Below are 21,554 nucleotides of genomic sequence, written 5' to 3'. Positions count from 1 at the left end.
AATTCTATTCGTCTCTTACTGTAAGATGTTTTGGATATAAAAAAAGCGTTGGAAATAAATCCAACGCTTTGTAATTTGTAATATAAAATTATCTCTTTGAAAATTGTGACCCTAGTAAACATCAGCATTTCAAAGGTTTTTTGTAACCTATGCGTAGACTATTCATTTTCTACTTCACGCAAATTCTCTTCTCGTTCTCTAATTAATAGTTTTAATTCTTCCAAGTCTTCAAGTGTAGCTCTGTTTCTTATAAAGCTTCTTGCTGATGACCTTTGACCTAAATAATTTCTTCTCTCTTTATTTTTTTCGTTCCATCTTTTATCCGCCTCTGGATTATATACCGCTTCTCTTTTTTTAGTCATATTTTCTCCTTTATATTGACTGTTCATTGCTCTTGATATATAATTTAATCAATCAGGAGGAGCAAGACTCCCGATTGATATTTGTTAAAGATTGAAATTTCTATTTGTTCAGTAGGCTTTCAATCTTTTTTATTGTTTCAGAATTTACATTATCATCTTTTAAGATTTGTATTATAGATTTTATTAACATTCTTACAATTTCATTAGTCATTTCAGTTTCAATTATTTCTCCATTCTCTTGCTCAAATTTCATTTTATCCCCCTTTCTATACTTATATTATATCATAGTAAGTTTACTATGTCAACACTTTTTTTTCAATTTTCGCATAAAAAAAAGAGTAGGGATATAACCTACTCTTTAACATTTTTAGCTATATAATTAATAACATATAATAATCTAAAAAATTTTATTTATGAGTTTTATGTTTAGGATCTATTCTAGTTATTACAAAATAATCGGACTTGTAATAACCAAATATTCTAAAAGGATCTCTATCTTTTCCTAAATGTATTTCTTCAACTTCTTTTCCATTAAATCGTCTACTATTTTTGAATTTTCCTTTAGTTCTTAAAAATAATTTTTCTACTTTAGTTATTGTTAATTCCTTATATATTGTTTCTTCTAAAAAATTGTGGAAAGACTTTATATGCTCTTGTTTCATTTTTTTGAAATCATATCCATTATCAAGCTTTTCTTCAATAGCGATTTTAAAAGTAATATCTTTTTTGCTCGTTAACCTAGTACCTTTTGGGCTTTGTATATTTTGACTTAGTTTAGTCACCCTGTTCACCTGCATAGATAGAGTAATAATAATTTTTCATATCTTCTGGTGATATTATATTGTTAGATAATTCGCTGTCATCAATCCCATTTCTAGCTTTAATCCATGGTGCTTCCTTGTGAGTTAAAGCTTCTAATTCATTTGCACTCTTATCTCCGTATGTTAACCACACAGACTCTAGCAACTCTTGTTCTTTTTCATTAAATTCATATGTTTTACCTTCATACTTAGGTATATAATTCCATCTATACTTTCTATATTTATCATATAAATCTGAATTTACGGGTCCATGTACCCAAGCTTTAAAATCGCAATTTTCTATCATAGGTTCTTCATATAGTGCAAATCCCCAAGCATAATAATAATAAGTTAATTTTTGTATTTTTTTGGGAGTCAAACTATCTTTTGTTAAAAACCAATTAGCCACATCATAAACGCTTGCCATATCTCTCCCTCCTTCTTTATTACTATTCACATTAATAATAACATTAAATTATGATTAATAATAGTACTACATGATGTGCACACTTGATAAACGTTTCTACATATTGTTTAAAACAAAAAAAGAGTAGGAATACAACCTACTCTTTACTAATATTTGTAAACTTACCTATTAAATCATATAAATAATTTGAACCCCTACTTGCAACTATACCAGTTAATACTATATCTGCATAGTGATTAACTTCCATTCCTAAACTATTAAATAGTGTTGCATTGAATAAGTATGCTATCACGATACCAACTGCAACAGTACCTATTAATACTGGTGTTTCTTTTATTTCTTTTGCATAAGTAACTAATGCTTCAATTAATATAGCTATTGATATTATTAATAATGTATTTTCCATAATATTATCTCCTTATTTTATCTTTGTTGTGTATGCAAGATGAATCCAACCTGCACCTGATTTTAACTTGCCCCAACTTCCTTTTACTTCAACAACTGTATATACACCTTTATCTCTAATAACCCCGTTTATTTCAGATTTTGAACTAGGTTTTTTTCTAATATTTAATGCTCTTGAAGTTATTTGATACAACCCAGTTGTATATTTTGAAGTTTTAAAATCTGTCATAGGTAAATAAATCCAACCTACACCCGATTTCAACTTGCCCCAATTTCCTTTTACTTCAACAATTGTATAAACTTCATTTTTCTTAACTACTGTTACTATCTTTGACTTAGTGTTTGGTTCTTTTCTAACATTAAGTGCTGATACTTTGATTGTTGCTAAATTGCTTTTATTTGAATTTGATTTTACTTTTACACTATTTCTCAATTTTAAATTGAAATGTTTAGCAATTACTTTAACAATTTCATTAGCTAACTTATCTCTGTTTTTAAGGTAACTATTAGTATCATTTATATTGTCATGGAAGAAATGCTCTACAAGCAATACACATTTAGCTTTGTTAAGATACAATTCATTCAACCAGTCATTCTTACTTGAATTTGCTTGAGGATATGTTTCGTATGATCCTGTATTTCTATTTTGAAATTTAACTCCACGATTATATATTCCTAAAGTTTTAGAGATAACTTCTGTTAGTTCTTTTGCAAAGTTATAATATTTAATTGACTTATAACTTAAAAACACTTCTACTCCAGTTGCCTGACCGTTAAAAGCGTTGGAGTGTGCTGAATAAAATAAATCTGCACCGCTACCCCAATTTCTTATCGTATCCCAATCTCTCTCAAACTCACCGTTACCTTTTGTATGTCTTAATTCTTTTGCATCTACATCATAGGAAGATAATTTTTCTAATAGTAAACCTGTAAAATTATAGTTTTCGTCACCTTCGTTAAACTTAATTCCACCCCTATTATACTTTTTACCTTTTCCATGACCTGCATTAAATCTAATTACAGTCAATTTTACCTCCTATATTTTTTTTTATATAAAATAGGATAAAAACCACCTTATAAAATCAAGTATAAGACGTTTTTAAATCCTTAGTCATGTATTTGTATGTCTTTTAATTAAAACCCTTTAAATAACTGAATAAACGCTTATACAAGTAAATCTAGTTATTTATCAAATAATTTTCGATTTCTTCTATACTTTCATCAGTTTTTCCATTAATACCATGCTCTTTTAAAGATTTCATCATATTTACTAGTGCTTTCAGTACCAGTTTATTTTGAATATCTTGTAAAACTAGTTTAGGTTCAATTGTATCAATTCTTTGTGCGTTTTTAGTTGCAAGTTCAAGAGCAAGTTTAGCATTTTTAATAGTATCTTCTACTTGCTTTTCTTTTAGTATTTGCTCTTTTTGCATTTTCTTTAAATCTTGTTTGCCTTTTAAATAAGATATATACATTCCCATTACGCCTATTGCAAAAGTGCCTATAGGAAATAGGATATCCATTATAAAATTAATTTGTGCTTGGTTCATTTTCCTTATCCCCCTTTTCTTCCTGTTTTCTTAAAAGGGCTTTTATTTGCACCTTTAACAGTGCATTTTCTTTTGATAAATCACCTATTATTTCTAGTAGATCTTCAACTTTAATTTCCATAATTAAACCTCTCTTTCTTTTTCCCATCCTGTAGGATAGTTTGATGGAGCCCACACATTATTATCAATAAGTGAACTATAGATATATCCATCTTCTATACATTTTTCATTTATCATGTAAGGATTTGTTGCTAAGTTTCTTTTACTGCCATCTAAGTTTTTACCAAACTCTGCTATTACATTTGGTGGTAATATTTTCTTAAAAAGACTAACTGCAACTTGAGGATTCCAATCAAATTGACTCTTTACTTTATCTTTAGAAATCACTTTATATAAACTCCCTGTTTCATAATCTGGATAAACAACATAAGGTATTTCCATATCCGACCAGTATTCTACTCCGTTTGGACTCCATAGAGGATAAGAATTTATTAATTCTATCTTTTCTTCATCAGGAGTCTTTTCAGTTATGATTTTAAGTATTTCTTTTTTTTCATTTTCAAGATTTTCAATTAATTTCTGTTCTTCACTTTTTATAGTTTCAGCAATTTTAACTATTTCATCAATTATATCTTGATATTTTTCTGTATCTGTCTCTTTTTTTTCAGTATAGTCATCATCTCTAACTACACCAATTTCCCATTTATCTTCAAATTTTCTTAAAATTATTGAAACAATTTCAGCCATTCAATCTCTCCTCTAACTTCTTTAGTCTTTCATTTTGCTCTTGTACTACCTTAATTAAATAAGGTGTTAAGAGCTCATAGTTTGCTCCATAAAGTCCTGTAATTTCATCTTGATGTAGAAAGGTTTTAGCCATATAATTTGGCAGTATCTTCATTAAATAATTTGCATTTACTCCAACTTGTGGATTGTGTTTGTCATCTGATTTATAGGTATACTTAATTATTGGTATATCATAGATATATTTATTAAATTCATAATCTAACTCTTTTATGTTTTCTTTAAGTCTAATATCCGAGTTTTCGATTTCCCATTTTCCAATTTTAAGCCTTGCTTTTGTATAATTTCTAAGACCAGGATTATATTCACCTACAATATATCCACCTTCTAAATCAATGTATTTTGTTATTAAACCACCTGCTCTTACCGTCCCTGCAAAAACAGTCGTTGAGTCTGCACTACTGAAATTACTTCCCCCAAGTCTTCCATTTGAAGAATATAGAGATCCTGTATAGCTACCACTACTAAAATTAGCACTTCCACTAAATGAACCTGAACCGTTAGCACTATTCCAACTGCCACCACTCATATATGAGCTATAGACATTAGTTCCCCCAACTTTTCCACCTTCAAGTGTAAAAGCACGAGCGAGTACCGTACCTGTTTGTGTTACTCTAAACCTTGAATTGTTTGAATCTGTTCCAAAAAATATTGGGTAATTATTTGTAGGCATAATATGAACGTAATAGCCATTGCCTGAACGATATATTCCATTATCATTAATATTCCAATTACCTATACTCCCTGACTTAGCTGTTATAGTCCCTGAAATGTTTGCACCTTCTGCCTTTAATGTTCCAGTACTAGATACTGCAAATTTGGCACTATTCCAATCAGAACCACCAGCTAAGATAGTGGTGTAACCACTTGCTCCAGATATTCTTACATAAGAAGATCCGCTACCAGCATATAAAGTATTATTATCAATGTTAAACCCACCGATAGTTCCACTTTTAGCGTTGATAGTTCCTGAAACATGAGCGTTAGTAGCTTTTATTAATCCATCTGAGGATACTGCAAAAGATGCACTACTCCAATCATCTCCACCTGCCAAAAATGGAGCATATCCATCAGCACCAGAAAATCTTACATAATTGCTACCACTTCCAGACCATAAAAATTTATCGCTAATATTCCAACTTCCTATCTGACCAGATGTAGCTATCACATTTCCTTTGTTATCAACCTTAAAACCACCATTTATAGTAGTATAACCTTCAAGCTTGATATTATCTGCAGTAACTTTATACGTACTTATCTTATCGTCTATATATAGCTTTGTTTCAGCAAATCTAGTATCAATTTTGTTATTATTAGAATTATAGGTTGATAGACTTACTTTTTGAGCAATACCTTCATTTGTAATAGTTTGATAAGCTTCAAATTCCGATATAGCTACTGTATCTTTCGGATTTGGATAATAATCTCTTTCTTTCTTTTCTCCAATTTCTAGCATAGGCTTTGAGTCATCAGGATATGATATTCTCATAAAAATAGCATTACTTGGAGTAGTAATACTAAATAAATCCATATCAGTTTGTGATTGGCTAATATATCGTTTATTAGAATCATAGAACGCATATCTTAAATATTGGTCTGATGTTACTCTAGATGTGTCTTTGCTTAAAGTATATAATTCGCTTGGTTTAATAGGAATGTATGAAGATGTATTATGCTTAAATGCATTAGTTCTAGTATTACCCCCATACAAATGGTATCCTTTTTCTTGATTAATCAAGCTAACTAAGTTAAATTCTGCATCTTGTCCATCTTTACCATCTTTACCATTTAATCCTTGTATTCCTCTTTGACCTTGAGGACCTCTTGGTCCTTGTGGACCAGTATCTCCTTTAAGTTCATCTTTATTTTCTTCAATAACTGTCTTAACTCTTTGAGCAATACCTTTTTCATCAAGTTTTAATTCAACAACTTTATTTTCAACTTCATCGCCTATTTTTGCTACAATTTCATTTTTAACCTTATCTACATACAATTCTGTATTAATAGCTAAGTTTTCAATGCCTTTTGCTTTCTTGAAGTCTGTTTCAGTTTTTTCTGCAATTTGTGATTTTAGAATAGATCTTGACATAGTGATTTCATGTTCTAAAACTAAAACAGCTTTATTTCCCCAGAAAACCAAATCTCCAATTTCTAAAAGTGGATTAGATTGCATTTCTAAGATTTCAAGTCCATAATGAGGTGGTATTCCTATCGCTGTACCAAGTAAATAATTTGCAAAAAACTCTCTATCCAAATCCAAAATTGGATTATTAGAGAGTTTTACTTCTACTGAATTTACTTGATATTGACTCATTTTTTGTACTACATCATCATTTTGTGGCTGTCTACTTATTACTACTGCATCATAATTGTCTTGATAATTTTTAATCCTAGCCTTAAATACATTATTTGCACTAAGTGATGTTACTACTCTTTCTGGTCTTTTAAATTTCAATATATTGTCATAATCTAGATATGCAAAACATATATTCATCTGTGCTATTGCATTTATCAATTCAATCACAGTCTTATCTTTTCCAAAAAAGATTTCTTTTTTAATTGTATAATCTAAAAACATTAAGTTTGTTTTATCTACTTGTACTTCTAATTTTGAAGCTATTAAATCAACAATATTATTTATTGTAGTAGGATATGATATATCTCCATATTTAAGTGTTTGAGCTTTTTTGAACTTATCATATGCTGCTACTTTTATTATTTTTCTATCTTCTGTTAATTCTGGAGTTTGAGCATAAAACGTACCCACATTTATATATTTATAAGAGTCTCCTATTTTAACACCAAAATAAGGTTTAATCTCATCTCCTGCATTTATAACATCCCCATTATTAATTATTTCTGCATTTAACATTTTAGGAATTGCTCTACCTATCCAGATACCATCTTTATCGGCTTTTATATTTACTTTTAAGTCTTTTAATAAGTCTATAGAGCTATACTTAAATCCGTTTATTTCGATATAATAATCTAATTCTCTTTCGATACTTGTAAATCCCATTTTTAGTTCATCATCAATTATCATTAAATACCCCCAAACCCTTTAAGACTTATAGTCATAGCTTCAAATTCTGGATACCCTTTACTTGTAGAATAGATACTTCCACCTTTAATTTTCGCATAAAAATAATGCTCGTTTAATGTTCCTACTTCTGGATTATAAAATTCACATCTTATCCTAGCTGGCTTACATGCGTTTCTTATTTTAGCAACATCAGCTTGTTTAAGCATAGACACAGTTGTAACTTCAATTATTGGAACTCTAGCTACCCTATCTCTAGTCAAAGTTCCAGACATAGACCTTTCAGCACTCGCATCTAAATCTTCAATACTGAAATTATAACCTTTTAAAGCAATATAAGGAGTAATATCTACTCCATTAATTACTAATATTTTCATAGTATTACTCCTTTCTAATAAGCGTATCCATAACGCTCAAATTCTTGTCTTTTTCTTTTCTCATTACTTTGATGTAATTTGTCTCCATCAAGATAAACTGAGTTATCTTTTTCAAGCAACAATCTAAGTAATGAATTTTGTTCTTTTAATAATTCAATTTGTTCATTATTTCCATTAATTGCTGGATTGTATTTTTTTGGAACTACTGCTTCACCTTCGTGAATCATAGCAAGTCCATCACGAGCAACATAGTTTGTTCCTACATCCAAATATGGAATTTGTGGAACTGGAAGTGGATTATATCCTATCCAACCAAATGGACGACCGCCTAATATACTAAATTCAGAAATACTATTTAATATTCCATTTAAGAAACTAAATGGTTGGGCTATTACCCAGTTAATTCCTGATATTAAACCATTTACAATGTTTACAAATACTCCACCTATTGACTCGGCAATTCCACTAAAGAATTTACCACCTTTTGTAAACAATCCTAAAATCCAATTCCATTTATCTGAAATAAAATTACCTATAGAATTAAACGCATTTGTAAATACTGAAGTTATAGGACTTAAGACGTTATTGTAGAACCATGTTCCTACTCCTACGAATATATTTAAGATAGAATCCCAAACTCCTTTTATATATCCCTTTATGCCATCCCACAATTCTGTAAATGCTTTTTCTAGGCTTTCCCAAGCTTTATCCCAGTCTCCTATAAAGACGTTTTTAACAAAATCAATTAGACCTTGTAAGAAATTACTTATACCTTTAATTAATATACTTATTCCATCAAAATATGGCTTTATTGCAGTCAATACAAATTCCCATGCTTTTACAAATGCATCAGTCACAAATTTTACTACTGGACTTAATATATCTATTAACCATTGAATTAGTGGTGCTAATATTTCATTCCATAGTTTTAGAACCACTTTCATAGTTTCACCTAATTTAGTTAGTGTTTTTTTAAACAGAGGTTGTAATTTATTAGTCCATAATATTTCTAACATTTCTATTCCTGCATCAACAATGGGTTTTAATATACCTTGCCATAAACTATCAACAATATTAACAAAGTTTTCCCAAGCATCAGATAATCCCTGCATTATAGGTTGTCCGTATTCTTCCCAGAATTCCATAAGTTCTTTTTTGACACCTTCAAATACAGTTGTGAATAAATCTTTTATTTTTTCCCATGTATCAAGTACTGAATTTCTAAAACTTTCGGATGTTTGCCATAAATAAACTACTGCACCAACAACTAAAGCTATTGCTCCAGCTATAAATATAGTAGTTGTTGACAATGCAGTAATTGCACCTTTTATTGATTCAATACCCATAAACCATATACCCTTAGCTGATTTTATTGGATGAGTTAAAGCCCATGTTAGTGTCGGGAATTTTGATAAAACTATAATAGTTATAAAAGTTACTATTCCTGCAATAGCACTTATAATACCAGCCTTATGTTCATCAAAGAAACGTTTTGCTTTTTCTAGACCGTTTCTAATCTTTTCTACATACTTATCAACCCATGAAGTATCTATATTCGGTGCTTTTATTCCTTCGCTTAAGTCTGGAATATTTCCTAATGTTCCAATACCTCCGACTCCATCAGTTCCTATTCCACCAGCTCCAATTGTCGGATTTTTAAGATTGGTATTTTTTTCTGGATTGGTTAAAACATTTAAGTCATCAAATCCTGCCAAGGCTCCTTTTGCTTTCTTACCAGCTTGTTCTGCAGATTTACCTAAATTGTTTAATCCTTTAGTCCCTTTTTTATCTATATCTCCTAATGTATCATTTAATGTATTTACAGAAGTATTTACAGGGTCTATTACTTTAGACGTTTTTTCAGAACTACCTTTCATTCCAAATATACTTGAAAATACTTGACCTACTACTTTACCTAGTGCAATCAAACCACTCATTATTTTGTTTATAAATCTTAAAACTGGAAGTAAAACAACTGTAAGACCTTGACCTATTATAGTTAGCAACTCTTTCCATTGCTCTCCTAGTATTTTAGTTTGAGCAGCCCATCCTTGACTTTCTCGGATAAAGTTTCCATTTGCTATGGACATTGAGTTCATTACATATGAGTATCTAAGCATTACTTGCTCTTGTTGAGTCATATTAGCTATTTTAGTTTTAATACCTTGAGTATATGCATACTCTTGTAAGTTAGCTTGTGTCATTACAACACCGTATTTTTTAAGAGCTTCTGTTTCCCCTGTCCAAATACCATTAAGAGCAGTCTTTGCCATATCTTGAGATGTATTTTTAAGTGAAGCCATATCTGCTGAAAGTTTAGCTACATTTACTGACATCTTAGCTGCATTTTCATCAACCATGCCCATACCCTTTGACATGAGCATATAATCTCCTGCAGTTTGTTTAGCAGATAATGCACTCATACCATGAGTTCTAATTGAATTTTTAGCAAAATCATCAACGTAGTTTCGCATATTACCAAAAGCAAGTTCAAGAACCGCTTCTGTTTCTTCAACATCTGAAGCAAGGTTTAATGCTTGTTTTCCAAACTTAACTAATCCAAGTCCAATTACTGCTCGTTTTATATAGCTTCCCATAGATTGAAAAGCCTTTTTAATATTTCCAGTTTCTTTTTGAATTGCATTTGATGTGTTTCTAGTTTCGTTAACTATTTGCTTCATCTCTTTTTTATAAGGATCTAATTCAGCATGAATTAAGACTCTTAGTTCTTCTAAAGTTTCCATTTACACCTCCTTTCTTCTTGCGTTAAATCTAGCCATAAAAGCATTCATTTTTGCTTTATGGACTTCTAAATCTATCTGTTTTTGTTTTTCTTTAGCTTTCATTAAATCTTCTTCGAATATATCTTCGTACATATCGTATACTGATATTTTTTCTACTTTATCTGATCCATTTAAACAAATAGCGACACCGTTTGTAATCAGTGTCGCTAAGGTTTGTATATCATTTAATTCTTTTTTTCTATTTATTTTGATTTGTTCAAAGTATAGATCTATTTCATCTAAAGACATTTCCCAGAACTTTTCAGATGTCATGCCAGATTTTACGCATTCATCATGAAGTAAGTAGATTGATTCTAAATTAGAGCGACTACTTACTCTTGAGGTGTTTGAATTTCTCCCTTTTTTTCGCTCTGACTTGGGAAAAAACCAGATGTTCTAAATATATCCATAACTACTTTTATAAGTTCAGTTTGATTCCCACCTGTATCTAAATAATCATCGTATAAATCTGATACATCAATCCTTGAATACCCATGATGATATTTTTGAAGTGCTCCATGAATTATGTCAAGCATGTATACAAGTGATGGTAATTGAGTTTCTCCTGCACTTAGCATAGGATTCATAATATTACCTATGCCATATTGCCTTTCAAGTCTTTCAATCTCACTTGTTTTTAGTTTTAATTTATATTCTTTTTCACCTATCTTCCAAATCGCAAAAGGCGCTCTAATTTGTTCTATCATATTATCTCCTTATTATCTAATTACATTCCTACTGGGTCTTTTCTTGTCAAATCTGTGGATATTGCTATTTTAAGTACTAACTCTACTGGTGTATTAAGCTCTCCACCTACAAGTCTTGCTGATGGTGTTCCACCAAATTGGAACGCTGTTCCATCTGGAAGTTTATGTTCCCAATACACTACTTTTTTAGCGTCTGACATTTCTAAAAGTGTTCTAATTTCAGATTCTTTAGTATTGTCTAAATACTTAAATGTATATTCAAATTCTCCAGCATCTCCAACACCAATTTCATATTGTTTATTTTTTGCATTTAATTGAGTATTTTCTACCATCTCTGGATCAGTTCCTAAATCTGGTACTTTTTTCAAACAATCAATTAATGTATATGGACCTTCTGCTGATTTAGCATGTCCTAATGTAATCCCATTTGCTAACATATTTTAATCTCCTTTAATTTTTATATATTTTATTATTATCTAAATCAATTACACCTTCATATCGCATTATCGTATGACGTCTATTGCTTATATCGTTTGTATCTAAACTAAATGCTCTGGTAAATCCAGCACTTGTCATTTCATCGTTTATTTTCGATTTTAAGACACTTGTAGATTCATTTGAGTAAATGTCTATCCTATACCTTAAAAGCGTCATAGATTCGCCTACAGACGTTGTGGTATGTGGTGTATTGTTTTCTTCTTCATAAATAATAATCGGAAGCTTAGTCCAATCATCTGGATAAGTTTCCGATACGTTATTTGTTATTTTTTTTAAAATCTTTACTATTTCAGGCTTAAAATTTATCATTTTGATGCCTCTCTTAATTCTTTTTTAATTCTATACTTAATAAACTTTTTAATCTTATCTTTATTGTCATGAAGTGCAGGATATAAGAATGGTTTTGCAGGTTGACCATGAGTATAGAAAAATTGTTTCTTATCTTTATCATAGTAAACCCAAGGAGATGGACTATACATTGGTTTAATCTCAGGACTAATTCCAATATGATTAGCTTCTCCAACTGGTCCCGTTCCTAATTCAACGTACAAACCATGTTCTTTATTTGTAAAGATTACACCTCTCCAATTTCCGTTACCTTTATCTTCCAACCTATAAGTTATTGAATTTTGAAGTTCTCCTGTATCAACTCTTACATTTTTTCTAGCTTCATCTCTAACTCTTGCACTAGCATCTTCAATTATAGGTTTTATGTTAATATCTCTAAGTTGTCTGAATTTACGTTCTAAATTATTTAAACCTTTGATACTCATATCTTTTTAATCTCACATAAAAAATGGTTTGTGTAAGGCTTAATGCTAACTACTTTGTAATTAACTTCATCAGAGTTAAAAGCAATGCCATACCCCTCTTTTAACTTATCTTCATTAGTCAACAAATTAAAGATGTATGGTAATTCCTTACCCCATTGTTCTACCTGTACTTGCCCACCTGCAGGATAAATATATGCATTAATATCAAACATTTCTTTATATACAACTTTTTTATTTGCTTCTTCATCTTCGATTACAACATTTGGAGAATACTTATATTTTTTATCAAATCTTACTTCCATATTATTCTCCTTTATGCTTTGCGATATGAAGAATTACATATCTATCTAGTCTATTTTTAAGAAATGCAGGTACTCCACCAGTCGTTGATAAATCTTCATAAGATTCAGAAATTGCACCTTCACTCCTTGAACTAATTCCTTTTCTTTTTTCTTCAAAAACATAAAAATTAGCAAGTTCTGCAATTAATGGTTTCATCGTATTCAAAGGTTCAATTCTATTAGTATAATCAAGTATAGCTTGAGTAGCCAGCTGAATATATAATTCAGCCAGCGTATCATCATCAGTTCTAATTATTTTTCTATAGGCTTCCATATAGCCTCCTACTTCTTATCTCCTGCCTTTTTATTAGATTTAGTACTCTTAGCTTTAGCTTTATCATCTTCAATCAATTCAAAGAAATCAGGCTTAGCTTTGAAATCTTCTGCTCTTTTTCCTGTTCTTTCAATTATTTCATCTTTTTTTAAGATTTCAGAAATTTCTAAATCTTCTATAGGTTGTAATACTCTAAATTTCATATACTATCTCCTATAAAGCCGCTTTAGTTGAAACGTATACTCCTGCTGTTTTATTTTCATAAACTTGAGTTACGCTTACGATTCTATAACCAAATTTCCAAGCATCTGCATCTTGGTTTAATTCTGGGGTAACTACTTTAGGTGCTTGGTGTTTTGGATATTGGATAGTTGCGTCTTGTGCAACGATTAAGAAGTTAATATCTTTTGCATCTGATTTTTTACCAAATCCTTTTTCTTTCAATTCAATTTCTGTAAAGAACCTTTTTTGTGGTACTGATACTACATTTGTGAACCCTGATAGTACTTCTCTAGACTTATTAGTATCTAAATCGTCAACCATTCCTTTTAGAGTTGGTGTAATGAATAACACTCTTTCTTCTGGAACTTCTTCTTCATCCATTTTATTTGCAGCTTCTCTTAATGCTTTGATTACAGCTTGACCATCAGTCAATGTTTCTTCTTTATTGTTTGTTGCAGTAATTGCAGTAGTTGCATATTTTGCAAATCTCATTGCATCGATTTCTGGAACTACTTGAGTTCTAATAAATTCATCTGATAATTGACCAAATGCCAAATCTGCAGAGTCTTGATTGTCTACATTATCAACTGTGAACATTCTACCTCTATCATAATCAGCTTTTATTGTTTCCCATGTTAATGTTACATCGCCTTTTGGATAACCATTTGTTCTATCATAGTTACCTAATCCATCAACTACCATTTTTGCTACTAGTAACTCTCCTGCATTAGCCCCTTCTCTTGCTAATTCTGGATTACCATCAAGCACTGATGATAAAGATCCTGTTTTATATATTTTATCTAATACTGGTATATATTTTTTTGCTGCTTGTATATTGTTTGCCATAATTTAATCTCCTTTTTAATTAACTTTTGCTCCTCTTTCAAAGTAATTTATTCCTTCACTTGTTCCTATTGATTTCTTAGGAGCGTTTCCTTTTAGTCTGTCTTCTACTGCTTTTTCAACAGCTTTTTGGATTGCTTTTTCAACAACCTTTATACTTTCATTCACAGTGTCTGCTGATTCATAATTTAATATAGTATGTAGATTATGTGGAAGCCCTTTTTCTGCAAGTATATCTTTTGCAGTAGCTGTTAATTCTCTTTTGTTAAGCTCTGCTTCCCTTCTTGCAAAATCAGCTTCTTTTTTCTCAAGTTCATACTTCGCTTTTTCATCAGCGTTCATCTTAGCTAATCTTTTAGCTTCTTCTTGTTTTTCTTCAGCTTCTTTAGTTGCTTTTGCTAAAGCTCTATCAACATTAGACTTAATAATTTTGTCTAATTCTTCTTGTGTAAATGATTTAACATCTTTGTTTTCAGTTTCCTTTTCTTGGTTGACGTCTTGACCTTCTGTTTTAACTGAGTTATTTTCGATATTTTCATTTAACACTTCTTGTGTATTTTCCATATTTTCTCCTTATCTCGTTTAAAGTCATGTCTGACTATATATTTTTGAAGTCTTGCACAGTTTATAGACTTTAGGCATGTTCTGGTCTTTTATAAACATTAAAAAGCGACTAATCTTTATTGATTAATCGCTTAAAAATAAAAACATTTGTCTTAAAGTAGAGAAATGCTTTCTCGAGTTGTTCCGACCATTGCATTTTAACCCTATCGCTTGGGAGATAGTATGGATCACCTCACTTTCTACTTTTGAATAGTAACAATATCGGTAACCCCCTTTCTTATTTAAGTTTTCCAATTAAAAAAAGCTAGCAACTTATTTGCTAACTTAATAAACGGTAATAATATCTTCTGATGTAGTTTCATATTTTTCTCCTATTCTTATATATATATCATAACAAAAGGTTTAATATAGCCGTTGTTACGATAAAACCAATGATATACCAGATATAAAAATAATCATTTGAATTATTCTTCATGGTTATTGCTCCTTTATAATTTCAATTTCTTCAAATACCATTCTGATTGAAACTCTTCCTGTCATTGAGATAGGTGTTATATCTTCAATTTCTATGTCCATTGTATTTTTTGAAATATTAAAATCGTCAATAAATACTCGTTTTCCAATTTTGTTTTTGTTTTGTATTACTTTTAATTTCATAATTTTCTCCTATTCTCAACTCTACTCTGAAATACTCCGAACTACTCCGAAGCAAATTCAAGCATTAAAAAAGCACCTGTAACTTCTTACATCTGTAAGTTGTTAAAGTGCTTTTAGTTAATAATTTCAATTTTTTCAATTGCATTAAATGGAATCTCTTCCTCTCCTATTTCTATATAGTTGCAGAAAGGTTCATCATCATAAGTATAACCATCTATTTGTGTCTCTAGAACTTCACCATCTTTCAAATAAATTTTGCAATTCAATCCAACGTATCTATTTTCGAGTACATCAAGCTCTAAATCTTTAATTGTGAGTGTTTTCATTTTATTTTTCCTTTCTAGGGTAATCAGGATACATGTGCCATCCTTTTTTCTTATTGTACCTAATGACTGATCTATCAGTTTTAACTTTTTTACCTGTTATGTTATTTACCACATAAGCTTCTAAATTATCCCCAGATATAACTTTTTCTTTAGCTAAATCACTATTGTTTTTATCTATAACTAATTCTCCAGTTCCAATCAGTTTTGAACCCACTTTTTCAATAGTATCTATTTCGTTATTATAGTATGAAGGTTCAATGTTATTTTTTATCCTTTGCTTAAATTCGTTTGTCCCATAAACATGATTAAGTTGTTTACCTAAATCTAAATCTTTATTTATATTATACCCATCTTTTGAATTAACTTCAATGTTTACATTATTATTTTCTAATTCTTTATTACCTTTATACTCCTCACTAATCAACTCTTCTAATTCTTCATCCGTTTCATAATCCCAGCCTTCTAATACATCAGCCAAGAAACTCCTACAATAAGGATGTAGTGGAGGAGCATTTTCTCCTATCTTTATCTTATCTATTGGTATTATCTTCTGATTATGTCTTCTACAAACCTTAGATGTTCTACTATCCAAAGTAGCTTCGAATTTCTTTGCTTTTATCCCTCTTTGTTTTGAACTTTCAAGGTCTGCAGAGTTTACCATGTATGATGTTTCTGTTCTTACTAGTCTATTTGCTGCATGTCTTCCTAAATTTGTAAGGGATTCTAATTCATCCACTATTTGTTTGTTTGATTTTCCAGATATAAAAGACTCAAATAGATTTGTTTCTATTCTCTTTGCCAATACTTTATTGTTATGCCATACCCTTTTAGAATAATTAGATCCAGCCCAGTTATGCTTCATTGCTTCGTCTATTAAGTTTTTGTTTACTCCCTTAAATCCAGTTTCATTTAATGTAGACTTATAAACATTTCTTAAATGACTACCAAAGTTATCCAGTTGACTTCCTGTCATAGCAAGTCTTTCCATCTCGATATCTCTTAGCATTGCTTCTTTTCTTCTAATCCTAAATCCTGTAGCATTAGCTTTTATAAGCTTTTCCATTTCTTTTTTTACTGCTTTATCTTTTGTAGTTTTGTATATTTGTAGCCACTCATTATATCTGTCATAACTAATATGTCCATTTAGAAAATCTCTTATTTCTTCTGGTTTCATACCGTCAAACTCTTTTGTAAGTGATCTAATTTCTTTTTTTAATCTGGATAAGCTATTATCATATGCTTTATTGACTCGTACCATAGATACAGTAGCTTTGTCATGAGCCTTTTTCATTCTCATTTCAGAACGTTTTTCAAAGTACTTACTACTGTTCATCTTCTATACCATCATCAGAAATGTCATAGCCACCAAATGTGTTTTGAGCAAGTTTAATAGATTCCATCTTTTGATTGTTTACTCTTTCAATTTCTGATTTTACATCGTCTACAAATGGTAATTGTCCAAGTAGTGTTTCTTGAGAAACTATATCTTTTAGACTTAATACTAGATTACCTATTTCAGTTTCGTTTGCTGGAAGTGATCTAGTGAAATCTATTGTAATATCATCTACAGCTATTTGTATATTTTTTATATTTAATACTTCAGAATATAGTTTTATACGTTCTTTAAGTCCTATTCTGTAGTATCCCTCTTTAGTCTGAGCTAATTGTTCTAGTCCTAAAAGCTTGTATCTCATAGCTACCCCAGATGAATTACCTGCAAAGTTCTCATCAGTTAAATTAGGTACTTTAGAAACCTTGTGAATATCACTTACTATAGATTGTCTTAATAACTCTACATCTGTTTCGTGGAATGTCTTAGATAAGTATTCTGCTCTATTATCGTTTGATAACTCTAATAATCCCATTTCTTTTAGTCTCCTTGCTGTTTCTATCTTTTCGTCTGTAGTATCTCCAGCAAGTGTTCCATAAAGAACCAGTAAAGAGTCAACAAATTGTTCTTTATCATTTACTCTATCTGATTGAAGTACATTGTATGCATCCATCAAAGGTATTACCGACTCAAAGTCTCCTTTTTGATTGGATTTGTTCCAATATTCAATCATCGGTACCATTTTGAATATATTTTCTTTTGTTTCATCTTCTAGAAGAGATAATTTGTTATTTTTATAAGTGTATACATACTCAGTCGTTTCTGTTATAACTCTTACTTCTTCATCTATTTCTTTATTGTCTTCATCTCTTTTTATAATTCTATGGACACCTATCAATGTGTTTTCTTCAACTGTATCATCTACTACGACAAATGCTTCTGTTGGACTTAGGTTAGTACTTCTAGTGTTCCCATTTCTATCTTGATATATGTATTCTATTCCTATTCCATATATTGATAAGTCCCTTGATAATTCTGTATCTACTTGATCTATATTCGCAATTCTAAAAGCTTTTAATAATTCGTCATCATCTTCTCTTTCATCAGCATTTGGAAATGTATATTTGATTGGATTCCCTATAAAATACGCTGTTGAGAAATCTGTTATATATTCAGCATGATTTATTACAAGCCTGTTATTTGATAGATCCTTTTGTTTCTTTCTACGACTTAAAATTGCTTGCTCTCCATTGTAATAGTTTAGTAGTAATTTATATCTATCTATCGATTCAGTATGTTCTTTTAAACATGAAATAAGAGCCTTTTCATTTAGGCTCCCATCTTCATTAAATAATATTATTTCACTTCTTTTTATTGTCATAACCCCAGTAACACTCCTCTATTTCCTACTTTAATTTCGTTTGTAATGATTTTATCTTCTAGTGCATACCTCATAGCATCAAGTAAGTGATTAAAATCATCTACAGGCTTATTTAACACTTTATCGAACCTATCTTTCTTCCATTGATAGTTACTAATCTCAGTTAAAAAATTAGTACATCTAGGATGAATTATAATTTCTAAGTCTTGTATCCACTGAATACCATTTAATATGCTATCTGGACCTTTCTTAGCTGACTTAATTCTTAATCCATAACCATATAGCTCATCTATAGACTTAGGTTCTGCACTATCAGCAGTAATTCTCTCTTTTTCATATCCTGCTCTTTTAATTTCTTCATATATTGCCTTATTTGAAAGTCCTTTTTTATATATTTCATCCCATACAAATAGTTTTTTGTTCTCTTTATCTAAAAATCCAATAAAAAAAGCAGTTGGATCATTGGTATAACCAAAGTCTAAACCTGCTACTGTGATACTTTTCCCAGTATCCTCTATATTAAATTTTTGTTCTCTCCAATTTTCATAAACTAAGCCGTCTACAATTCCCCATTCTCCAAGTCCAGCTACTTTATATCTTTTAGGATTGTTCTTTTTCATCATTTCAAATACTTTTATATCTGAACTATCAAGCCATTCATTACACATATAATTTGTTGTTATAGCTAATATGTCATCGTCTTTATAATCAAAGAATCTTTTCTTAATCCAGTGCTTTTCATTCCATGGATTTAGCGTTAAGGTTATTTGCTTAAATAAACCATTTGGAACTTCCCCTCTTATAGACTCGTCAAGCATATTAAAATCTTCTTCTTTCATTATTTCATAGGCTTCTTCTATCCATAAAAAACAAAGTACTCCGACATCTACCGTTACAGATGTTACTTTTAATGGATCGTCTAATCCTCTAAATAGAATTTTTTGTCCTGTAGGTCGATATATTATTTCTAATGGAGCAAGTCTAAAATCAAAATAATCTTCTACACCTAATTTATTGCATGCCCATTTTAATTGAGCATAGCAACTATCTTGTAATGTTCTATAAGTTTTTCTTATAACTAAAGCATTTGAGTTAGGATATGCCATTATTCTATAAATTAAATTAAGAGCTGTTGTTGTAGACTTCTTGCTTGCTCTAGATCCTTTTACAATTCTATATCTTCCATCATAATTCCAAAATGTAGCATATCCCTTTCCTACAATTTCAGGAAGATAAATTTTATTAGTCTTCAAGTTTGTCACCACCTGATATGATAATAGGCTTAATATCAATCTCTTGCTTTTCAGTAAATTTACCATTTATTTTGTAATAATGCTCTAGTGCTTTTAGACTATCTGTATAATTTGGTGATTCTAAAATATTTAATATTTCTGGATTTCCACCTTCATATCCTATTGTCTTTTTTACTATTCTAGGTTCTCCACGTGCAATACTTGCAGTAATCTGTAAAGCTTCTTCCATCGTTAAGAATTTAGAAGCTTCTATCTCTTTTAATCTATCTTCTATGTATTTTTTTATATTAGGTTTTATTAGGTTTTCAGCTCCAATTACAGAAGCCGTTTTTTTACTATATCCCGCTTTTTTAGCCGCTTCTGTAGCATTACCACTGATGATATATTCATCAGCAAATTTTTTTTGTTTTATTGTCAATTTAGTCATATCATCAGCTCCTTTCTATGTACTAAAAAAGAGACTGCAGGAGGGGCAATCTCTTATAAAGTATATGATATAGAAGTAATAAAAGACTGATAAACTCTAGTCTATACATCTATTCTTCTTATATGTTGTAATTTTCTTTCAGTCTTTAATCTTCCACACTACTATAATATCATAGGTCAATCGGACATTATCGGACATCTTTTAATCGTTTCTCTTTTTCATCTATTATTTTTACTAAGTTTTCTATAGCTTTTTGATAAATTCTTCGGCATTGTTTTTCAGAATAATGCATATATTTTTCAATCTTATTCCATTTATAGTAATTAAAGTGTCTAAGTATAATAACTTTCCTTTGAAAATGATCATCAAGCATATCAATACTTTTTGCTATTTCTTCTTTTACTTCTTCTTTTTCAACTATCCTATCTTTTATACTTTGTTGGATTTCATCAAGCCTTATTACTCTATCTTCAAAATTAGCACTTTTAGGAGCAGAAGTTTGAACGTTCGGCTTGTCTAGATTACTACCACCAACTGAATTTTTAACATCATCAAGTCTAATATATTCTTTTTTTTCTCTTTCGATTTCCTCATCTATTCTATAAGCTCTATTAAGCCAAACCTTCACTTCTTCTACCGTCATTTTTCACTCCATTATACTCATCTATCATAGACGCAATTTCCTTTTGATCTAATCTTAGCTGTTCAAGTTGTCTAACAAGAGCCAAATCATTATCACTTTTTATTAAATCTTCTAAGTAAGTGATCTCTGTTGTAATGCGTATATATTTATCTGCAAGTTGAAAATACTTCATATGTCCTCCTTTGGTTGAACTATTAGGAAATTCCCAATAGTTCATTTTTTACACTTCCTTAAACTCAAATTCATAGCCATATAGTCCGCTTCTCATATTGTGAATTAATAATTTTCTTTTAATTTGATATACATCAGTCTTAAACCCTTTAACATCTTCAACTATTATTTGACCTTTTTTATTCTCGTATTTGAAATCAGCCTTATAAATTGTTTTTCTATCAGTTTTCTGATTTTCATATCTTAGTGTTGGTATAAGTAAAAACTCAGGCTGTAGTTCTAGATTCTTTATAGCCTTACCTTTTTCTAATAGTTTTAGTTCTCTATATCGATTCATTTCTTTTTTAGAATCAAATGTTATTCCATCATATGTAGATTTTTTATTTTTATATTTGTTGTATCTCAACCTAATATCCTTTATTAATTTATAATCGCCTATTTTATACCTATTTTAGTTTATTTAAGGGCTTTTACCCTTTAGTCATATAATCATACACCTAGGTAGGTAAAAGCCTTTAAACTTTAATTTAGATAGTTAATCATATCTATTTGTTGCTCGTCTTCTTCCTTTAACATTTCATTTACTGCTAAGTTGT

At 30.2% G+C, this 21,554-nt stretch carries 31 protein-coding genes; all 31 read right to left on the bottom strand.

What is annotated here, in order from left to right; genetic code table 11:
* Window positions 1-158: 158 nt before the first annotated feature.
* The 31 genes from G534_RS0101240 to G534_RS0101085 all read right to left on the bottom strand — a co-directional run bounded on the left by G534_RS0101240 (window position 159) and on the right by G534_RS0101085 (window position 21,364).
* Complete coding sequence (locus tag G534_RS0101240) at window positions 159-362, bottom strand: hypothetical protein (RefSeq protein ID WP_027347503.1); 204 nt, start codon at window positions 360-362, stop codon at window positions 159-161.
* A gap of 100 nt (window positions 363-462) precedes the next feature.
* Complete coding sequence (locus G534_RS08665; protein WP_156896557.1) at window positions 463-615, bottom strand: hypothetical protein; 153 nt, start codon at window positions 613-615, stop codon at window positions 463-465.
* A 154-nt stretch (window positions 616-769) separates the two neighbouring features.
* On the bottom strand, window positions 770-1,144 hold the full coding sequence (locus tag G534_RS0101230) for an MAG6450 family protein (RefSeq protein WP_051177368.1): 375 nt from the start codon (window positions 1,142-1,144) through the stop codon (window positions 770-772).
* Window positions 1,137-1,589 carry a Panacea domain-containing protein gene (locus tag G534_RS0101225; protein ID WP_027347501.1) on the bottom strand — a complete coding sequence of 151 codons (453 nt, stop codon included), beginning with the start codon at window positions 1,587-1,589 and terminating at the stop codon, window positions 1,137-1,139. The genes G534_RS0101230 and G534_RS0101225 overlap by 8 nt, the downstream gene beginning before the upstream one ends.
* 136 nt (window positions 1,590-1,725) lie before the next feature.
* Entirely contained in the window at window positions 1,726-1,995 is a 270-nt protein-coding gene (locus G534_RS0101220) for a hypothetical protein (RefSeq protein ID WP_027347500.1), read from the bottom strand.
* 12 nt (window positions 1,996-2,007) lie between these two features.
* Window positions 2,008-3,021 (bottom strand): N-acetylmuramoyl-L-alanine amidase, encoded by a 1,014-nt coding sequence (locus G534_RS0101215; protein ID WP_027347499.1) that lies wholly within the window; start codon window positions 3,019-3,021, stop codon window positions 2,008-2,010.
* 151 nt (window positions 3,022-3,172) lie between these two features.
* Window positions 3,173-3,544: a hypothetical protein gene (locus G534_RS0101210; RefSeq protein WP_027347498.1), complete on the bottom strand. Its 372-nt coding sequence runs from the start codon at window positions 3,542-3,544 to the stop codon at window positions 3,173-3,175.
* The gene (locus G534_RS08660; protein ID WP_156896556.1) at window positions 3,525-3,665 is read right to left on the bottom strand and encodes a hypothetical protein; all 141 of its coding nucleotides are present in this window, start codon (window positions 3,663-3,665) and stop codon (window positions 3,525-3,527) included. The genes G534_RS0101210 and G534_RS08660 overlap by 20 nt, the downstream gene beginning before the upstream one ends.
* Window positions 3,666-3,667: 2 nt before the next feature.
* Window positions 3,668-4,291 (bottom strand): hypothetical protein, encoded by a 624-nt coding sequence (locus tag G534_RS0101200; protein ID WP_027347497.1) that lies wholly within the window; start codon window positions 4,289-4,291, stop codon window positions 3,668-3,670.
* Complete coding sequence (locus G534_RS0101195) at window positions 4,284-7,391, bottom strand: tail fiber domain-containing protein (RefSeq protein WP_027347496.1); 3,108 nt, start codon at window positions 7,389-7,391, stop codon at window positions 4,284-4,286. The genes G534_RS0101200 and G534_RS0101195 overlap by 8 nt, the downstream gene beginning before the upstream one ends.
* Window positions 7,391-7,765, bottom strand: a complete 375-nt coding sequence (locus tag G534_RS0101190; RefSeq protein ID WP_027347495.1) for a DUF6711 family protein — start codon at window positions 7,763-7,765, stop codon at window positions 7,391-7,393. The genes G534_RS0101195 and G534_RS0101190 overlap by 1 nt, the downstream gene beginning before the upstream one ends.
* 14 nt (window positions 7,766-7,779) lie before the next feature.
* A complete protein-coding gene (locus G534_RS08310; protein ID WP_027347494.1) occupies window positions 7,780-10,509 on the bottom strand; it encodes a phage tail protein in 2,730 nt (909 codons plus the stop codon).
* Window positions 10,510-10,821, bottom strand: coding sequence for a hypothetical protein (locus tag G534_RS0101180; protein WP_156896555.1), 312 nt, complete (start codon window positions 10,819-10,821; stop codon window positions 10,510-10,512). It lies immediately after the preceding gene.
* Between the two features lie 59 nt (window positions 10,822-10,880).
* Window positions 10,881-11,255 (bottom strand): DUF6096 family protein, encoded by a 375-nt coding sequence (locus tag G534_RS0101175; protein WP_027347492.1) that lies wholly within the window; start codon window positions 11,253-11,255, stop codon window positions 10,881-10,883.
* Window positions 11,256-11,275: 20 nt separating this feature from the next.
* Complete coding sequence (locus tag G534_RS0101170) at window positions 11,276-11,692, bottom strand: hypothetical protein (protein ID WP_027347491.1); 417 nt, start codon at window positions 11,690-11,692, stop codon at window positions 11,276-11,278.
* Window positions 11,693-11,705: 13 nt separating this feature from the next.
* The gene (locus tag G534_RS0101165; protein ID WP_027347490.1) at window positions 11,706-12,062 is read right to left on the bottom strand and encodes a hypothetical protein; all 357 of its coding nucleotides are present in this window, start codon (window positions 12,060-12,062) and stop codon (window positions 11,706-11,708) included.
* A complete protein-coding gene (locus G534_RS0101160) occupies window positions 12,059-12,526 on the bottom strand; it encodes an HK97 gp10 family phage protein (protein ID WP_051177367.1) in 468 nt (155 codons plus the stop codon). Before G534_RS0101160 ends, G534_RS0101165 begins: the two co-directional genes overlap by 4 nt.
* A complete protein-coding gene (locus G534_RS0101155) occupies window positions 12,523-12,828 on the bottom strand; it encodes a hypothetical protein (protein WP_051177366.1) in 306 nt (101 codons plus the stop codon). The genes G534_RS0101160 and G534_RS0101155 overlap by 4 nt, the downstream gene beginning before the upstream one ends.
* 1 nt (window position 12,829) lies before the next feature.
* A complete protein-coding gene (locus tag G534_RS0101150; protein WP_027347487.1) occupies window positions 12,830-13,141 on the bottom strand; it encodes a phage head-tail connector protein in 312 nt (103 codons plus the stop codon).
* 8 nt (window positions 13,142-13,149) lie between these two features.
* On the bottom strand, window positions 13,150-13,344 hold the full coding sequence (locus G534_RS0101145) for a hypothetical protein (RefSeq protein WP_027347486.1): 195 nt from the start codon (window positions 13,342-13,344) through the stop codon (window positions 13,150-13,152).
* 10 nt (window positions 13,345-13,354) lie between these two features.
* Window positions 13,355-14,209: a hypothetical protein gene (locus G534_RS0101140; RefSeq protein ID WP_027347485.1), complete on the bottom strand. Its 855-nt coding sequence runs from the start codon at window positions 14,207-14,209 to the stop codon at window positions 13,355-13,357.
* 15 nt (window positions 14,210-14,224) lie between these two features.
* Entirely contained in the window at window positions 14,225-14,770 is a 546-nt protein-coding gene (locus tag G534_RS07595) for a DUF4355 domain-containing protein (protein ID WP_034595819.1), read from the bottom strand.
* 477 nt (window positions 14,771-15,247) lie between these two features.
* Window positions 15,248-15,427, bottom strand: coding sequence for a hypothetical protein (locus G534_RS0101125; RefSeq protein ID WP_027347484.1), 180 nt, complete (start codon window positions 15,425-15,427; stop codon window positions 15,248-15,250).
* Between the two features lie 113 nt (window positions 15,428-15,540).
* The gene (locus G534_RS0101120; protein WP_027347483.1) at window positions 15,541-15,753 is read right to left on the bottom strand and encodes a hypothetical protein; all 213 of its coding nucleotides are present in this window, start codon (window positions 15,751-15,753) and stop codon (window positions 15,541-15,543) included.
* A 1-nt stretch (window position 15,754) separates the two neighbouring features.
* Window positions 15,755-17,050, bottom strand: coding sequence for a minor capsid protein (locus G534_RS0101115; RefSeq protein WP_169513539.1), 1,296 nt, complete (start codon window positions 17,048-17,050; stop codon window positions 15,755-15,757).
* A 25-nt stretch (window positions 17,051-17,075) separates the two neighbouring features.
* Entirely contained in the window at window positions 17,076-18,464 is a 1,389-nt protein-coding gene (locus G534_RS0101110) for a phage portal protein (RefSeq protein ID WP_034595818.1), read from the bottom strand.
* A complete protein-coding gene (locus tag G534_RS07590; RefSeq protein WP_034595817.1) occupies window positions 18,461-19,717 on the bottom strand; it encodes a PBSX family phage terminase large subunit in 1,257 nt (418 codons plus the stop codon). The genes G534_RS0101110 and G534_RS07590 overlap by 4 nt, the downstream gene beginning before the upstream one ends.
* Window positions 19,707-20,144: a terminase small subunit gene (locus tag G534_RS0101100; protein ID WP_027347480.1), complete on the bottom strand. Its 438-nt coding sequence runs from the start codon at window positions 20,142-20,144 to the stop codon at window positions 19,707-19,709. Before G534_RS0101100 ends, G534_RS07590 begins: the two co-directional genes overlap by 11 nt.
* Before the next feature lie 187 nt (window positions 20,145-20,331).
* Window positions 20,332-20,787 (bottom strand): hypothetical protein, encoded by a 456-nt coding sequence (locus tag G534_RS0101095; RefSeq protein ID WP_027347479.1) that lies wholly within the window; start codon window positions 20,785-20,787, stop codon window positions 20,332-20,334.
* Entirely contained in the window at window positions 20,756-20,959 is a 204-nt protein-coding gene (locus G534_RS0101090) for a hypothetical protein (RefSeq protein WP_027347478.1), read from the bottom strand. The genes G534_RS0101095 and G534_RS0101090 overlap by 32 nt, the downstream gene beginning before the upstream one ends.
* Window positions 20,960-21,007: 48 nt before the next feature.
* Complete coding sequence (locus tag G534_RS0101085; RefSeq protein WP_027347477.1) at window positions 21,008-21,364, bottom strand: DUF1064 domain-containing protein; 357 nt, start codon at window positions 21,362-21,364, stop codon at window positions 21,008-21,010.
* Window positions 21,365-21,554: the final 190 nt, after the last annotated feature.

The sequence above is a fragment of the Helcococcus sueciensis DSM 17243 genome, from assembly GCF_000423145.1.
Classification (GTDB): domain Bacteria; phylum Bacillota; class Clostridia; order Tissierellales; family Peptoniphilaceae; genus Helcococcus; species Helcococcus sueciensis.
Note: the sequence above shows the minus strand (reverse complement) of the source record. Positions and strands in the feature narration are given on the sequence as shown.

What these genes read in the sequence shown, in the direction of transcription:
- G534_RS0101240 (WP_027347503.1), bottom strand. Translation starts at nt 362, where the DNA reads ATGACTAAAAAAAGAGAAGCGGTATATAATCCAGAGGCGGATAAAAGA.
- G534_RS08665 (WP_156896557.1), bottom strand. Translation starts at nt 615, where the DNA reads ATGAAATTTGAGCAAGAGAATGGAGAAATAATTGAAACTGAAATGACT.
- G534_RS0101225 (WP_027347501.1), bottom strand. Translation starts at nt 1,589, where the DNA reads ATGGCAAGCGTTTATGATGTGGCTAATTGGTTTTTAACAAAAGATAGT.
- G534_RS0101220 (WP_027347500.1), bottom strand. Translation starts at nt 1,995, where the DNA reads ATGGAAAATACATTATTAATAATATCAATAGCTATATTAATTGAAGCA.
- G534_RS0101210 (WP_027347498.1), bottom strand. Translation starts at nt 3,544, where the DNA reads ATGAACCAAGCACAAATTAATTTTATAATGGATATCCTATTTCCTATA.
- G534_RS08660 (WP_156896556.1), bottom strand. Translation starts at nt 3,665, where the DNA reads ATGGAAATTAAAGTTGAAGATCTACTAGAAATAATAGGTGATTTATCA.
- G534_RS0101200 (WP_027347497.1), bottom strand. Translation starts at nt 4,291, where the DNA reads ATGGCTGAAATTGTTTCAATAATTTTAAGAAAATTTGAAGATAAATGG.
- G534_RS0101195 (WP_027347496.1), bottom strand. Translation starts at nt 7,391, where the DNA reads ATGATAATTGATGATGAACTAAAAATGGGATTTACAAGTATCGAAAGA.
- G534_RS0101190 (WP_027347495.1), bottom strand. Translation starts at nt 7,765, where the DNA reads ATGAAAATATTAGTAATTAATGGAGTAGATATTACTCCTTATATTGCT.
- G534_RS08310 (WP_027347494.1), bottom strand. Translation starts at nt 10,509, where the DNA reads ATGGAAACTTTAGAAGAACTAAGAGTCTTAATTCATGCTGAATTAGAT.
- G534_RS0101180 (WP_156896555.1), bottom strand. Translation starts at nt 10,821, where the DNA reads ATGACATCTGAAAAGTTCTGGGAAATGTCTTTAGATGAAATAGATCTA.
- G534_RS0101175 (WP_027347492.1), bottom strand. Translation starts at nt 11,255, where the DNA reads ATGATAGAACAAATTAGAGCGCCTTTTGCGATTTGGAAGATAGGTGAA.
- G534_RS0101170 (WP_027347491.1), bottom strand. Translation starts at nt 11,692, where the DNA reads ATGTTAGCAAATGGGATTACATTAGGACATGCTAAATCAGCAGAAGGT.
- G534_RS0101165 (WP_027347490.1), bottom strand. Translation starts at nt 12,062, where the DNA reads ATGATAAATTTTAAGCCTGAAATAGTAAAGATTTTAAAAAAAATAACA.
- G534_RS0101160 (WP_051177367.1), bottom strand. Translation starts at nt 12,526, where the DNA reads ATGAGTATCAAAGGTTTAAATAATTTAGAACGTAAATTCAGACAACTT.
- G534_RS0101155 (WP_051177366.1), bottom strand. Translation starts at nt 12,828, where the DNA reads ATGGAAGTAAGATTTGATAAAAAATATAAGTATTCTCCAAATGTTGTA.
- G534_RS0101150 (WP_027347487.1), bottom strand. Translation starts at nt 13,141, where the DNA reads ATGGAAGCCTATAGAAAAATAATTAGAACTGATGATGATACGCTGGCT.
- G534_RS0101145 (WP_027347486.1), bottom strand. Translation starts at nt 13,344, where the DNA reads ATGAAATTTAGAGTATTACAACCTATAGAAGATTTAGAAATTTCTGAA.
- G534_RS0101140 (WP_027347485.1), bottom strand. Translation starts at nt 14,209, where the DNA reads ATGGCAAACAATATACAAGCAGCAAAAAAATATATACCAGTATTAGAT.
- G534_RS07595 (WP_034595819.1), bottom strand. Translation starts at nt 14,770, where the DNA reads ATGGAAAATACACAAGAAGTGTTAAATGAAAATATCGAAAATAACTCA.
- G534_RS0101125 (WP_027347484.1), bottom strand. Translation starts at nt 15,427, where the DNA reads ATGAAATTAAAAGTAATACAAAACAAAAACAAAATTGGAAAACGAGTA.
- G534_RS0101120 (WP_027347483.1), bottom strand. Translation starts at nt 15,753, where the DNA reads ATGAAAACACTCACAATTAAAGATTTAGAGCTTGATGTACTCGAAAAT.
- G534_RS0101115 (WP_169513539.1), bottom strand. Translation starts at nt 17,050, where the DNA reads ATGAGAATGAAAAAGGCTCATGACAAAGCTACTGTATCTATGGTACGA.
- G534_RS0101110 (WP_034595818.1), bottom strand. Translation starts at nt 18,464, where the DNA reads ATGACAATAAAAAGAAGTGAAATAATATTATTTAATGAAGATGGGAGC.
- G534_RS0101100 (WP_027347480.1), bottom strand. Translation starts at nt 20,144, where the DNA reads ATGACTAAATTGACAATAAAACAAAAAAAATTTGCTGATGAATATATC.
- G534_RS0101095 (WP_027347479.1), bottom strand. Translation starts at nt 20,787, where the DNA reads ATGACGGTAGAAGAAGTGAAGGTTTGGCTTAATAGAGCTTATAGAATA.
- G534_RS0101090 (WP_027347478.1), bottom strand. Translation starts at nt 20,959, where the DNA reads ATGAAGTATTTTCAACTTGCAGATAAATATATACGCATTACAACAGAG.